The sequence below is a fragment of the uncultured Shewanella sp. genome (genome assembly GCF_947491715.1).
Classification (GTDB): domain Bacteria; phylum Pseudomonadota; class Gammaproteobacteria; order Enterobacterales; family Shewanellaceae; genus Shewanella.
Window position 1 is genome coordinate 83,659 of record NZ_CANLKR010000011.1, and the last position, 14,837, is coordinate 98,495.

General features: G+C 40.0%; 13 protein-coding genes. 8 read left to right on the forward strand and 5 right to left on the reverse strand.

Annotated features, from left to right (window positions below; translation table 11 throughout):
- The first annotated feature begins 284 nt into the window (after nucleotides 1-284).
- Complete coding sequence (locus Q0779_RS09980) at nucleotides 285-1,604, forward strand: Na+/H+ antiporter family protein (protein ID WP_298772161.1); 1,320 nt, start codon at nucleotides 285-287, stop codon at nucleotides 1,602-1,604.
- Nucleotides 1,605-1,696: 92 nt separating this feature from the next.
- Here Q0779_RS09980 and upp read toward each other — a convergent pair whose 3' ends face one another.
- On the reverse strand, nucleotides 1,697-2,323 hold the full coding sequence (gene upp, locus Q0779_RS09985) for a uracil phosphoribosyltransferase (protein WP_298772163.1): 627 nt from the start codon (nucleotides 2,321-2,323) through the stop codon (nucleotides 1,697-1,699).
- 207 nt (nucleotides 2,324-2,530) lie between these two features.
- On the opposite strand from upp, the gene purM reads away from it, so the two are divergent.
- From purM to Q0779_RS10015, 6 genes are all read left to right on the forward strand, one after another.
- Nucleotides 2,531-3,571, forward strand: coding sequence for a phosphoribosylformylglycinamidine cyclo-ligase (purM, locus tag Q0779_RS09990; RefSeq protein WP_298772165.1), 1,041 nt, complete (start codon nucleotides 2,531-2,533; stop codon nucleotides 3,569-3,571).
- Nucleotides 3,571-4,215 carry a phosphoribosylglycinamide formyltransferase gene (purN, locus tag Q0779_RS09995; protein ID WP_298772167.1) on the forward strand — a complete coding sequence of 215 codons (645 nt, stop codon included), beginning with the start codon at nucleotides 3,571-3,573 and terminating at the stop codon, nucleotides 4,213-4,215. The genes purM and purN overlap by 1 nt, the downstream gene beginning before the upstream one ends.
- Nucleotides 4,216-4,498: 283 nt before the next feature.
- Nucleotides 4,499-5,245, forward strand: a complete 747-nt coding sequence (locus tag Q0779_RS10000) for an HAD-IIA family hydrolase (RefSeq protein ID WP_298772169.1) — start codon at nucleotides 4,499-4,501, stop codon at nucleotides 5,243-5,245.
- Between the two features lie 163 nt (nucleotides 5,246-5,408).
- Nucleotides 5,409-7,046: a M28 family metallopeptidase gene (locus Q0779_RS10005; protein WP_298772171.1), complete on the forward strand. Its 1,638-nt coding sequence runs from the start codon at nucleotides 5,409-5,411 to the stop codon at nucleotides 7,044-7,046.
- A 385-nt stretch (nucleotides 7,047-7,431) separates the two neighbouring features.
- Complete coding sequence (gene asnB, locus Q0779_RS10010) at nucleotides 7,432-9,096, forward strand: asparagine synthase B (RefSeq protein WP_298772172.1); 1,665 nt, start codon at nucleotides 7,432-7,434, stop codon at nucleotides 9,094-9,096.
- 224 nt (nucleotides 9,097-9,320) lie between these two features.
- Complete coding sequence (locus Q0779_RS10015; protein WP_298772173.1) at nucleotides 9,321-10,124, forward strand: tetratricopeptide repeat protein; 804 nt, start codon at nucleotides 9,321-9,323, stop codon at nucleotides 10,122-10,124.
- Between the two features lie 71 nt (nucleotides 10,125-10,195).
- Here Q0779_RS10015 and Q0779_RS10020 read toward each other — a convergent pair whose 3' ends face one another.
- From Q0779_RS10020 to Q0779_RS10030, 3 genes are all read right to left on the reverse strand, one after another.
- On the reverse strand, nucleotides 10,196-12,190 hold the full coding sequence (locus tag Q0779_RS10020; protein WP_298772175.1) for an acetoacetate--CoA ligase: 1,995 nt from the start codon (nucleotides 12,188-12,190) through the stop codon (nucleotides 10,196-10,198).
- Between the two features lie 142 nt (nucleotides 12,191-12,332).
- Complete coding sequence (locus Q0779_RS10025) at nucleotides 12,333-12,626, reverse strand: hypothetical protein (protein ID WP_298772178.1); 294 nt, start codon at nucleotides 12,624-12,626, stop codon at nucleotides 12,333-12,335.
- Nucleotides 12,627-12,827: 201 nt separating this feature from the next.
- The gene (locus tag Q0779_RS10030; RefSeq protein WP_298772180.1) at nucleotides 12,828-13,214 is read right to left on the reverse strand and encodes an energy transducer TonB; all 387 of its coding nucleotides are present in this window, start codon (nucleotides 13,212-13,214) and stop codon (nucleotides 12,828-12,830) included.
- 350 nt (nucleotides 13,215-13,564) lie between these two features.
- Here Q0779_RS10030 and Q0779_RS10035 point away from each other — a divergent pair, with 350 nt between their 5' ends.
- On the forward strand, nucleotides 13,565-14,293 hold the full coding sequence (locus Q0779_RS10035) for a hypothetical protein (protein WP_298772182.1): 729 nt from the start codon (nucleotides 13,565-13,567) through the stop codon (nucleotides 14,291-14,293).
- Nucleotides 14,294-14,412: 119 nt separating this feature from the next.
- Here Q0779_RS10035 and Q0779_RS10040 read toward each other — a convergent pair whose 3' ends face one another.
- Nucleotides 14,413-14,811: a hypothetical protein gene (locus tag Q0779_RS10040; protein WP_298772183.1), complete on the reverse strand. Its 399-nt coding sequence runs from the start codon at nucleotides 14,809-14,811 to the stop codon at nucleotides 14,413-14,415.
- Nucleotides 14,812-14,837 lie beyond the last annotated feature (26 nt).

Consider the following 14,837-nt stretch of genomic DNA (forward strand, 5'->3'; position numbering starts at 1 on the left):
ATCTATGGATTGAATAAGATCATCTACAAAAAGCTACAGGCATTATAGGCAGTGTATAGCAAGGTACAACCTATTTAAGACTAATATCGATAAATTTAAATTTAAATCACCTTCATATGCACAAATTACCAGCAGTTTGACCTTGTAAAAATCAAGGAAATACAATCGATAAAGGCAGAGATATGATCTTTATATGTTAATGACAAATCATAAGCACTGGACAAGTAATAAATAGACGTCACACTATAGGACTTTTCGTCACTCAAACAATAAGAAAGAAGCTTATGAATGCTGTCGTGATTGCCGTTTGTTTAATGTTGGTGCTCAGTATAGCTAGAGTTAATGTCGTTATTGCATTAACCGTTAGCGCACTTGTCGCTGGGTTAGTGGGGGGCATTGATATACAACATACTGTCGATGCCTTCAATACCGGTTTAGGTGGTGGTGCTCAAATTGCCTTGAGTTATGCATTATTAGGGGCATTTGCCGTTGCGCTTTCCCATTCAGGCCTAACCACCTTAATTTCACAAAAAGTCATTAGTGCTTTAGGCAAAGAACAGAACACCAGCAATATGAATAAAGTCCGTTGGGGATTATTGTTAGCGATCCTAGCCATGGCTATTTCATCGCAGAACCTCATACCGATACATATCGCCTTTATCCCTATTTTGATCCCACCACTGTTACATGTTATGTCAAAGTTAAAACTTGACAGAAGACTTGTTGCTTGTGTGATCACTTTTGGTTTAGTCACGACTTATATGATCATTCCAGTCGGCTTTGGTGGTATTTTCTTAAATAATATTCTTTTGGCTAATCTCAATAATAACGGCCTTCACGCAGTGCGGGAACAGATACCCAGCGCCATGTTACTGCCTGCAATAGGCATGATAGTCGGATTACTCATTGCTGTATTTATTAGCTATCGAAAGCCGAGAGAATACAGTGAATCGGCGATTTTAAAAGCTGAACCCGAAGAAAAAATACAAAAGAAAAATATCATTATTGCCGTTACAGCCATTTTATCTGCATTAACAGTCCAACTTTACACGGGTTCGATGATTTTTGGCGCCTTAATGGGCTTTATTATTTTTAGCTTTTCTGGGGCATTAAAACATGTCGCCGATCAAGATATTTTCAATCAAGGTGTGCGCATGATGGCCAATATTGGCTTCATCATGATTTCAGCTGCTGGCTTTGCCGCGGTGATAAAAGCCACTGGTGATGTCAATACATTAGTGGCCTCATTACATGACATCATTGGGAATAATAAACCCCTTGCTGCCTTTTTAATGTTACTTGTCGGTCTGCTTATCACCATGGGGATAGGCTCATCCTTCTCGACCATTCCCATTATTGCCACCATCTATGTGCCACTCTCGTTAGGTTTTGGCTTTTCCGTGCCTGCAACTATCGCACTCGTGGGAACCGCAGCAGCATTAGGAGATGCAGGCTCACCCGCATCAGACTCAACCTTAGGGCCCACTGCTGGCCTCAACGCAGATGGTCAACACGATCATATCAATGACAGTGTGATCCCCACTTTCATTCATTACAACATTCCCTTACTGGTATTTGGCTGGATTGCTGCCATGGTACTCTAATCAAGCATGAAACAGCCAATAAAAAGGGAGCTATTAGCTCCCTTTTTATTGCATCACTTAATGGTAACTATTTATTAATTACCACTTATTGATCATTTAGTCCCGAATATTTTATCTCCAGCGTCACCCAATCCAGGTAAAATATAGCCTTGTTCATTGAGACAATCATCAATTGCCGCAGTATATAGTTCAACATCCGGATGGGCCGCTTTTAATGCTTCCACGCCTTCAGGTGCAGCAACTAACACTAACGCTTTAATGGCTGTACAACCCCTATCTTTTAATAAATCAATGGTGGAAATCATAGAGCCCCCTGTCGCAAGCATAGGATCAACAACCAAAGCGATACGCTCATGAATATGACTGGCTAATTTTTCAAAATACGGAACAGGCTGCAAGGTTTCTTCATCACGATACATCCCCACCACGGAAATTCTTGCACTAGGCAAATGTTCTAATACGCCGTCCATCATACCAAGACCCGCACGTAAAATCGGCACAACAGTCACTTTCTTACCTTTGATTTGCTCCACACTGACAGGACCGTTCCACCCTTCAATCGTCACCGTTTCTGTTTCAAAATCCGCCGTTGCCTCATAGGTTAATAAACTACCCACTTCAGCAGCTAGCTCACGAAAACGTTTAGTACTGATATCACCTTCACGCATCAATCCCACTTTATGGCGGACTAAAGGGTGGTTGACTTCAACGACTTTCATAGGTTTATCCTCTTTTTATTGATTTTTGAGACAACAAATTTGCATAATCTTAGTGTATTTGTTCTCATTCTAAAACATAAAATTTCCATATATGAGCCCTTATCACACTTTAAAACACTAAACATGGCTTTCGACCCCTTCAGCAAACTGATAGAATGGCGCCGCATAAAATCCTATAACGATGTACCCGTACCTGAGAGGATCTTCGTGAGCACTCCAACTACTCCATTGAGCTACAAAGACGCAGGTGTCGATATTGATGCCGGAAATGCACTTGTCGATAACATTAAATCTGCAGTAAAACGCACTCACCGCCCAGAAGTCATGGGCAACCTAGGTGGCTTTGGCGCACTCTGTGAGCTTCCCACTAAATATAAACACCCTGTTCTCGTCTCTGGCACTGACGGTGTTGGCACGAAACTAAGACTGGCTATCGATCATAAAAAACATGACAGTGTGGGTGTTGATCTTGTTGCCATGTGTGTTAACGATTTAATCGTATCCGGTGCCGAGCCTTTATTTTTTCTCGATTATTATGCAACAGGAAAACTCGATGTTGCGACAGCGACCGCAGTCGTTAACGGTATTGCTGAAGGTTGCCATCAATCTGGGTGCGCCTTAATCGGCGGAGAAACCGCTGAAATGCCGGGTATGTATGAAGGTGAAGATTACGATCTTGCCGGTTTTTGTGTCGGTGTTGTTGAAAAAGAAGAGGTCATTGACGGCAGTAAAGTTAAAGCAGGCGATGCGCTCATTGCATTAGCGTCAAGTGGCCCTCACTCCAATGGTTTTTCTCTCATTCGTAAAGTCTTAGAAGTCAGCGATGCAGATCCTCTGACTTTATTAGGTGATAAGCCATTAATCGATCACTTAATAGAACCAACCAAAATTTACGTTAAATCCTTACTTAAACTGATTGCAGCATCAAATGTGCATGCGATGGCCCATATCACAGGAGGAGGATTTTGGGAAAATATTCCTCGTGTATTACCCGATGATTGCAAAGCCATCATTCAAGGCCAATCTTGGCAGTGGCCAGCAGTCTTTCATTGGTTAATGGATAATGGCAATATCAGTGAATTTGAAATGTACCGCACGTTTAACTGTGGTGTCGGTATGTTGATTGCCTTACCCCAAGATAAAGTCGAAGCAGCACTATCACTATTAGCAGAAGAAGGCGAGCACGCTTGGTTGATTGGTCATATTGCGCATCGTCAAAGTGATGATGAACAAGTGGAGATAGTTTAATGGCGCAGCCTTGTCGTATTTTAGTTCTTATTTCTGGTAATGGCAGTAATTTACAAGCCATTATGGATAGCTGTGATGATAATCCACAAGCAGATATTGTAGGGGTGATCAGCAATAATCCTAATGCCTACGGCTTAACCCGTGCGCACATGGCTGAAGTGAATACTAGCTGTATTATTCCTCATCAGGATGAAAGCCGCCTTGAATATGACAAACGCCTTATTACAGCTATTGATCACTATCAGCCAGATTTAATTGTATTGGCCGGTTTTATGCGGATTTTAAGCGATGAGTTAGTGTTAAAATATGAAGGTAAAATGCTCAACATTCATCCTTCTTTACTGCCTAAATATCCAGGTCTGAATACCCATAAAGCCGCATTAGCTTCCAATGACAAAGCGCATGGCGCAAGTGTTCATTTTGTCATCCCTAAATTGGATGCAGGCCCCGTTATTTTACAGGCTAACGTTCCAGTTTATGACGACGATACCCTTGATACCTTAGCTGAACGAGTGCATGAACAAGAACATCGAATTTATCCACTCGTAGTGAAGTGGTTCAGTTTAGGTCGTCTGCATATGAAAGACAATCTCGCTTATTTGGATAAACAGTGTCTGCCTATTAACGGCTACGCCTCAGATTAATTCATACTCCAGCTGGAGCCACTTCTCCTCTTAACTCCTAAGTGGCTCCAATACCCTGATTAAAACCTCTTGCGCCATTACCTATTACCTATTACCTATTACCTATTACCTATTACCTATTACCCATTACCTATTACCTATTACCCATTACCCATTACCCATTACCCATTACCCATTACCCATTACCCATTACACATTACCCAGAATAAAGCGAATACCTCTCTTACGTATAAAAAATGATATACTTGCCGAGAATGCTGCCAACCTGAACAGGAAAACCTGAATGAAAAATATTATCTGTGATATTGATGGTGTACTCTTACATGACAACAAACTTATCCCCGGAAGTGATAACTTTATTAAACGCATTTTAGAACAAGGTAATCCACTGGTTTTATTAACTAACTACCCCGTTCAAACCGCAAAAGATCTGCAAAATAGACTCGGCGCTGCTGGCATTACCATTCCAGAATCTCACTTTTATACCTCTGCAATGGCAACGGCAGATTTTTTAACACATCAAGATGGAAATAAAGCTTATGTGATAGGGGAAGGTGCCTTAACCCATGAACTCTATAAAGCGGGTTTTACGATCACCGATATCAACCCCGACTTTGTCATCGTCGGTGAAACCCGCTCTTACAATTGGGATATGATCCACAAAGCAGCTAAATTCGTCGCCCAAGGTGCGCGGTTTATTGCCACTAATCCTGATACCCATGGCCCTTCTTACAGCCCTGCATGCGGTGCATTATGCGCACCGATTGAAAGGATCAGCGGCCATAAGCCTTTTTATGTTGGCAAGCCCAGCGCATGGATTATTCGTTCAGCACTCAATCACCTTCAGGCACACTCAGATAACACTATTATTATTGGTGATAATATGCATACCGATATCCTTGCAGGCTTTCAAGCTGGTTTAGAAACGGTTCTGGTTACCAGTGGAGTGAGTCAGCTCAGTGACATAAACCAATTCCCTTTTAGGCCTAATCACATCTTTGATTGCGCAGAAGACATTAACATAGTTTAATGAGGCTGAATGAATTGATTTTTAAATCATCTTATCGATAATTACATTCCGTTACAGTCTTCTATTTCATTAAATCAGTCTAAAGGTACATCATACTCACAGATTTTATTTAACATTAGTCATGGTTGTGATAAAAAGAACAAAAAATTAACAGGAAAGAAACATGCGCGTGTTCGTAATCGTTTTTTTATTAGCACAAATTATCGCTTGCAGCCCCAATGAAACTGCAACCAAAGCTTCATTTGATGAATCTCATATTCGTCAAGATATTAAAATTCTCTCATCCGATAAATTTGAAGGCCGAGCACCCAATACCTATGGAGAAAAGCTAACCTTACAGTTTCTCACTCGCTCATTTGAAGAAATGGGTCTAAAAAAGCCTAATGATAACGGTTATTTACAGGCCGTTCCAATGATAAGTTACTCCGCTTCAAAGAAACAAGTGATCCGCTTAGGTGATCTTAATCTACAAAGTGGACAAGACATCATGTTGAACAGTCGACACGATAATGAAAACATTGATATCCAACACGCCCCATTGGTTTTTGTTGGATATGGTATCAATGCCCCCGAGTACAAATGGAATGATTACAGGGATATTGATATGAAAGGAAAAATAGCCTTAATTTTAGTCAATGATCCCGGTTTCGCTCACCCTAACAGTGAGTTATTTGATGGAAAAGCAATGACCTATTATGGACGATGGACCTATAAGTTTGAAGAAGCCAGTCGCCAAGGGGCGCTTGGCGCCATTATTATTCATCAAACGAAACCTGCAGGATACCCTTGGTCAGTAGTCACCAATAGTTGGAATGGCCCGCAACAAGATCTACAACCCAATAAAAACGACACCAACAATCGCATCTTAGTCGAAGGCTGGCTCACCTTTGACAGAGCAAAACAACTCTTTAAACAGGCAGGTTTGCCCCTTAAAAATGTGTTAGACAGGGCTTCAGCCAGTGAAATAAACCTGCCTCTGAACATGACAGCCTCTATTTCATTTAAAAATAAAACTAGTTATTCAAACAGTTATAATGTTATTGCCACACTACCAGGCTCAACGCAAGCTGATGAACATATTATTTTCACCGCCCATTGGGATCATATTGGTACAGACAAACAAAAGACAGGTGATAACATTTATAATGGCGCTGTCGATAATGCTTCGGGCACGGCAGGAATGCTAGCCATAGCAAGAAAATTTATTCAACTCGCTAAAGAGAATGGCCCACTAGCCCGCTCTTTAACCTTTATTGCCACTACAGGAGAAGAACAAGGTTTATTAGGCTCTCGCTACTATGTGGATCACCCTATCTACCCATTGTCTGAAACTGTCGCCGTTTTTAATTTAGATAGCAGCAATATTTATGGTCCCACCACGGATTATATTATTGTGGGAAAAGGCAAATCTGAACTTGAAGATTATCTGATAAAAAATGCCACGCTTCAGCAGCGCCATGCCATTAGTGAAGCCAAACCTGAAGTCGGTGGTTTTTTTCGCTCAGATCATTTCAGCTTTGCTAAAAATGGCGTCCCTGCCGTTTTTGCTGGAGGTGGAAACCACCCCATCGATGAAGCAACGGCAATAAAGAAAGCACAGATGAAAAAGAATGTACAAGGCTGCTATCATGATATTTGCGATGAATACCGTGAAGATTGGGATTTACGTGGCGCCATTGAAGATCTCAATGTGTATTTTAATGCTGCAAACGAATTAGCCAGCAATCATGATTGGCCAGGTTTCTATAAAGGCAGTGAATTTTACTCTTTAAGGCCTGCCCACCCTCCTATTACAGATTAAAGCCTCTTTTTATTAAAAGAAGTAAATCAAATATGTTAATTTTTACTTCTTTTAATACTGCAAATAAAAACAATAAAACACCAATTGAATAAATAAACACTCAAAATAACAACTAAAATGGTTCAATTCATTTTTTTCAATTTTTTATCCCCTCTATTGCATAACCCTTAATCTATGACCTTTCACAGCACCATGTAATTATTATATGCTTAACAAAAGGCTATAAAAATGAATATTCAATAATTATAATGCGAAGTAAATGGCGTTTTTATCAATAAAAAGCCAGTTTATATGAATAATTTCCGTTTTAAAGTTTGAGAAAAACATCACTTAATGTCACAGTAGACTCAATTCAATACAAGTTCGCCAGCTCAGGAGTTTTATTATGTGTTCAATTTTTGCCATTTTAGATATTCACTCGAATGTGACTGCACTTAGGCAAGTTGCCCTTGAAATGTCAAAACTACTTCGTCATCGCGGACCTGACTGGTCGGGCATTTACAACAGTGATAAAGCCATACTGGCCCACGAACGTTTGGCCATTGTAGACATTGATAATGGCGCTCAGCCTTTGATCAGCCAAGATGGTAACCTCATATTGGCTGTTAATGGTGAAATCTATAACCATAAAGCACTAAAAACTGAACTAGGCAATAAATATCAGTATCAAACGCAATCAGACTGTGAAGTTATCTTAGCTCTCTATCAAGAATACGGTGTGGATTTTCTGGATAAGCTCAACGGCATTTTCGCTTTCGTTCTCTATGACAAAGTAAAAGACAGTTACTTAATTGGCCGCGATCACATGGGCATTATTCCGCTCTATACTGGACGAGATGCAGATGGACAATTTTATGTTGCCTCTGAAATGAAGGCCTTAATGCCTGTATGCAAAACAGTCGAAACATTTAAACCTGGCCATTACTTTTGCAGCGAACTGAGTAAGCCTGTGCAATATTACCAGCGTGATTGGCGTGAATTTTCTCAAGTGGCTGACAATGCCGCTAGTGTTGATGAGCTGCGCGATGCATTAGAAGGCGCTGTTAAACGTCAACTCATGTCTGATGTTCCCTATGGTGTATTGCTGTCAGGTGGACTTGACTCATCCGTTATTTCAGCCATTACGCAAACATTTGCCAAGCGCCGTATTGAAAATAACAGTGAAACGAGCGCTTGGTGGCCTCAGCTGCACTCTTTTGCCGTTGGCCTTGAAGGCGCCCCCGATCTTATCGCCGCGAAAAAAGTCGCCGATGCCATTGGCACGATACACCATGAGATGACCTTTACCTTCCAAGATGGATTAGATGCTTTAACTGATGTCATATACCACTTAGAAACCTATGATGTCACCACCATCCGCGCCGCCACGCCCATGTATTTAATGGCAAGAAAGATTAAAGCTATGGGGATTAAAATGGTCTTATCCGGTGAAGGCGCCGATGAATTATTTGGTGGTTACCTGTATTTTCACAAAGCCCCCAATGCACAAGCATTCCATGAAGAACTCGTCAGAAAACTCGATAAACTGCATTTATATGATTGTTTGCGCGCCAATAAAGCCATGGCAGCTTGGGGCTTAGAAGCACGTGTGCCTTTCCTCGATAAAGAATTTATGGATGTGGCTATGCGCATTAATCCAGAAGCAAAAATGTCAAAAGACGGACGCATTGAAAAGCATATTTTGCGTGAAGCTTTTGAGCATAAATTACCTGAGTCAGTTGCTTGGCGTCAAAAAGAACAATTCAGCGACGGTGTTGGTTATTCATGGATTGATGGACTTAAAGATCATGCACAGGCCCAAGTCAGCGATCAGCAACTCGCCAGTGCTGAATTTAAATTTCCCCATAACACGCCAACGACAAAAGAAGCTTATTTCTATCGCTGCTTCTTTGAAACACACTTTCCATTACCAAGTGCCGCTGAGACTGTTCCAGGCGGTAAATCCGTTGCTTGCTCAACACCAGAAGCGCTAGCATGGGATGAAAGCTTGCAAAACATTGTCGATCCTTCTGGCCGCGCCGTTCAATCGGTCCATGATAAAGCCTATTAATTACTGCATACACTGAAATAACGACTCACTGGGTTTATTGATAAAAATAACGGGTGAGTCGTTAACGTCTTATTCAGTCACAGCACATACAACAAGAAATTAATATAAGCAATTGTATAAATTGATTATTTACCTGATTTAATCGAACAAGTTATAGTAAAAGACACATAAGGAAAAGCCCATTAAAATAATGTGGCTAATGACAGCAAGACTTTAGGACATCCATGCGTTTTTACAGCTTATTACTGATCTTATTCGTTTTATTGACCCAACAGAGTATATGTGTCGCCACCATCAATCCCTTTCATATTCAACGGGGTGACATACTCATCAATAAAAATCACCACCAATGGTATATGGTTCACATCCTCGCATTAGAAAAAAATGAACAGCAGCAGATTATTGCCCACAGCATCATCTATCGAGCACAAGAGCACAAACCCACACTAGCGAGCCTGAATCAAAGTCTTATTGCCAACCAACACGCTCAAGTGGATATCAATGATTTTAAAGAGTGGCACAAATTAACCCATAAAAATCCCTCATCCTATGACCTTAAAGGTTATATTCATTACCTTAAACATGCGCATTTTGAACGTTATGTGCATTTCACCGGACAAAATAAAGAAAAAATAATCACTCAGTCTATGGCCTTTGATCAAAAAGCCAATAAGGAAAAGCAGCGAGGTCATGTGAATAATGCTATCGATTTATACAAAAAAGCCATTGAACTCTATCCCAAAAATACCACAGCAATGGAACATTTAGCCTCCTTGTATATGGAAACTGATTTATATGAAGACGCATTAGTCTTATTTGAGTCATCCTTACACATTCATCCTGACAACAGCTCAGGGCTATTATTACTCGGCCAATGTCTACTGAATATGGAACGTTTTTATCAAGCTAAACGGGTTTTTCAAGATGGGATCCATTTATTTCCAAAACAAAAAGAACTGTTTGTTCACTATCATCAATGTGCATTGAAGAAGCAAAATAGCCGTCACCACTCGCCTATAATGTTGTAAGCTCCCTCTTTACACATCAACTCAACATCATTGATACTCATCTTAATGCTACCCACTCCTTAGCAGCCACTTTAAGCCATTAATTCTGGTAAATCTTTAAATAGTGCAAGCGCTTCAGGATTCTTTAGCGCATCTGCATTATTCACAGGACGATTATGAATGACATTTCTAACCGCAAGTTCAGCCATTTTTCCCGATATGGTTTTTGGAATATCAGCTACTTGAATTATCTTTGCTGGTACATGACGTTGAGTGGTATTTTCCTTAATGGTTTGTTTAATATTATCCATTAACACCGCGTTCAATGTCATGCCCTCCCGTAACACAACAAACAAAACAACACGCACATCGCCTTTCCACCCTTGCCCCACCACTATCGATTCTACAACCTCATCCACTTTTTCAACTTGACGATAGATTTCAGCCGTTCCTATTCGTACTCCACCAGGATTAAGTACCGCATCCGAACGGCCATAAATAATCACCCCAATTTGCGCTTCATGTTGCACTAACTCCGCATAATCCCCTTGAGCCCATATATTGTCATAACGAGAAAAATAAGCGTCATGATATTTATGATCCCCAGCATCATTCCAGAAATAGACTGGCATTGAAGGAAAAGGCTTTGTACATACTAATTCCCCCCTAGCACTTTTATCTTTAGGTCCTATTAATGACTTTCCTTGTGGATTAAGCACCTGCACCGACATCCCTAACCCAATACATTGCAACTCACCACGAAATACAGGCAAAATAGGACAGCCAAGTGCGAAGCATGAAATAATATCAGTCCCCCCCGAAATGCTTGATAAACAAAGATCAGACTTGACCTCTTTATACACAAAATCAAAACTTTCATGTACTAAAGGAGAACCTGTCGATAATACCGTTTTCAGGTGAGGTAAATGATGGCTTCTCTTTGGCTTCACACCCGCTTTTTCAAGTGCCGAAATATATTTGGCACTTGTCCCAAACACATTAATGTTTTCTTTTTCGGCAATATCCCAAAGTATTTCAGGATGTGGTGAAAATGGTGAGCCATCATATAAAATAATCTTTGCTCCCGTCATTAAACTCGACACCAGCCAATTCCACATCATCCACCCACAAGTGGTATAGTAAAAAATAGTGCTGTTTTCAGTTAAATCAACATGAAATACTAATTCTTTATAATGCTGTAATAATGTTCCCCCCGTGTCATGCACAATACATTTAGGCACACCTGTCGTTCCAGAACTGTGCATAATATAAAGTGGATGTTCAAAAGAAACAGGAACAAAGGTCATTTCCTCATGCTCCAAAGCCTGTATATCTGAGTAAGAATGACTCTCCGCCTTAATGAGTGGTAGCTGTTTCTTTATCTCTGCTTGCGATAGCTGGTGATTAATATAGGGAACAACAACAAGGTGGCCGACACTATCAATATGAGGCAATATACGGTTAATTCGTTCAAGGTTATCTAATATCTTACCATTATAGATATAAGCATCTGTGGTAATAATAACCTTTGGGGCGATTTGCCCAAACCTGTCTAATACTCCTTGAAAACCAAAATCAGGTGAACAACTTGACCAGACAGCTCCTAAGCTAGTAACAGCTAACATAGCAATAACTGTTTCGGCAATATTAGGCATGAAACCTGCCACTCTGTCTCCCTGCACTAAATTCTGTTTTTTTAACCAAGAACTCAACTTAGCAACTCGAGAATAAAGATCGGCATAGCTCAATGTTTGCAGCTTACCCCTTTCATCGTAACTGACAATAGCCAGTTTATCATCTCGGCGCCTTAATAAGTTTTCAGAAAAATTGAGTGTTACCCCCTGAAACCAGCAAGCTTTCTCCATTTCTTGTGTATGTTCAAGCACACGACTAAAGGGAGTGTAAATAACAAAGTCGCCATACTCCCACACATACTGCCAAAACAAGGTCGGTTGATTAATGGAAAACTCATAGAGTGACAAATAGCTGGAAAAGGAATACCCATTTTGATTTAAATAAGCCATAAATCCAATGAGATTAGACTGCTTAACTCTATCTTCTGAGGGGGTCCATAATGGTATTTCCATAAGATTAATCCATTAATGGTCATTGCTTATATCAAATATTAGCGGGTGTTTATGGTAATTGCATAGTCCATTAATCCAACATTGAACCAATTATACATTCCCTATTGTGTATAAGCCCATTCCCCTTCAATCGACAAACTCATTACCAGCCAATGACCCTGATGATGACAACCTTGATATGTTGACACCGATGATAATCAACATGCCACCTATTATCATATCCAATGTCATTGCCTCTTTCAAAAACAAAGCTGAAAAAATAAAAGTAACCGTTGCAGTCAACGTTGTCCACCAAAATACAAGACTTCTTATACCGCTCCTTATCGGTATCGCCTCGCATTTTAAGACATAATCCTAAACAAAAAGCCGCAATATAAAGCCTGATACAAGCAATAGCTATACCGCCTAAATCGACAGTCAAAAAACGAACAATCACACTGTGAGTGCCCCAAAAGAACACAACAATAGAGCCGTAAAAGACCCCCAATAAAAAGATGACTCAGGCATATTGATATCCATAGACAAAACACTCCATGAAAATAAGCTTATGTTCATTTATTACACTAACAAGTATGCATTAATATTAGCCACTCTCGTAACAATCAAGGAATGTTGACATTGCACTTGAGTATAAAAACTAAAACTTAAACTCAATACGCGTCGTCACATAAACGGGCACAGCTAAGGGATTCGTGTCTGCTTTTTTATACTGAATTTTACTCAATGCTTTCATGCCACTGTAATCCCAAAAACCTTCAGGCTCAGACTTTACTATCTCGGGGTTGAACACGTTACCATTCGAATCAATTAAATAACGAATTTCAACAAACCCTTCAGTATCTTTAGGGGGCATTCTTTTCGGTCCAATATTCATCCTAAAATAGTCGTTATCTTGAATCCAATATTGCGTTAACTCACTAACATCAATCACCTTCGGATTTTGATTTAATAAAATGTCAGGACTGCTTGAACAGGCAGATAGCAAGGAAAATACCGCCCCTGCCAAAATAAATCTTAACGTCATATTATTCTTTTACTCTCCATTTCCCATTGAATGAATCCGATAACAATACACAAGCATATCAATTAGTCGTATGTTCAATAGTAAATATTATGTTTAAAAAATAATTTTATCCCTCAATTTTTTTAAACTCAACAACAACCAAGTATTACAAATGTAAATTACACCATCATGCTATATGGATATAACCAGACAGCAATACAGGCCTTATGCTCTAACGACGGCGTAATAGTACTCAAACTGCACGCCACAAAATAAAAATAAATATCTAAAAGTATTAGACTTTACCTATTGAGTTTATATCTAACATTAATGATAATGCGCGCCCCTAAATAAGCAATCACATATCAACCATGCCACAAGCCATTGAACTTATCGATAATCTCATCGCACACATAGCACAATTTCAAAGCGCCAGCACCACAACAACCGACTCAACATCACAGTCTCAGCACACTGCTCTTGATATTCAGCGCCGTATTAACGAATGCGAAGGGACCATAGCATTAACTCATTATGCTCCTGTCAGCACTGACTTAAACGAAAACAGCTTATCACTGGATGAGTCGTCCAACATCAGTAAAAAACTGGGTAAAATTGACAAACTCTATACGGAAGCAAAGGTTGATTATAATGTCGACATCCAAGAAACATGCTTAATCACCAGCCAGCAAGACATGCTGAAAAAAATGGACTTAGTTGATCACGATGGTGGCAAGACAAGTAAAACCAAATGGGTGATCAAAGACGGGCAATTATATGTTGCTAGCCATGCTCCTTGGCGACAACCCACCAACCCATCAAGTGATGATAAGAAAAAAATTCATCATCCTGAATTTAGCATCAACTCCTTCGACACCCTAAAAAATGATATGGCACAAGGCGGTGTGTTTTGTGGTGGAGAGCTTAAGGTGAATGAAAACGGCAAAGTCATCTCATTTAACATCGACTGCAGTTACAGTAAGGAAGGCGGTAAAGGCGAATATAAGCAACAGGCAAAAGAAAATGGCTACGCCAGTTTACTGCATTTTAATCAATTAGGTTTGCTACCTGACAATTTAGACGAGTTAAGTATTGGTTAATAACAGAGGATTAAAATGGGGGGATTTGAACTCTGCCCTGAGTGTGGCAGCCCCCTGAATATTACACATCGATCCACTATCGCTTTACTGAATATCATAAAGCACATCATTAAAACTCATTAAGCAGACCGCCAGTTTATTCGTGATAAGTATGAGCTGTTTTGACAAAACCACACAGTGACTAGAATATTATCTCGAATAACACGCTTACTTTGCTCTATAATTGCCCAATCTGTCATTTTAAAGGGTTGATCATTGAAATAGAGTTGCTTAACGAGTTGATCCAATTTGGTGAAGTGGATCTCCACCTTTTCAATCGTATCGGCATCGGTATCAATGACAAAACTCATCATGTTATTGCTGCGATGGTAAGTGATCACCCTTCCCTGCCATGAGCTGACCCAATCCCGAGGACAATCAACATATTCTGGTACGCTTAATCTCTCCGTTTGAGGATAAGTTTTAAATGAACATATGAATATGATTAATATAAAGGTGATCCCTTGTACTCTACTCAATACGATATATTCTCTGAAAACCATTA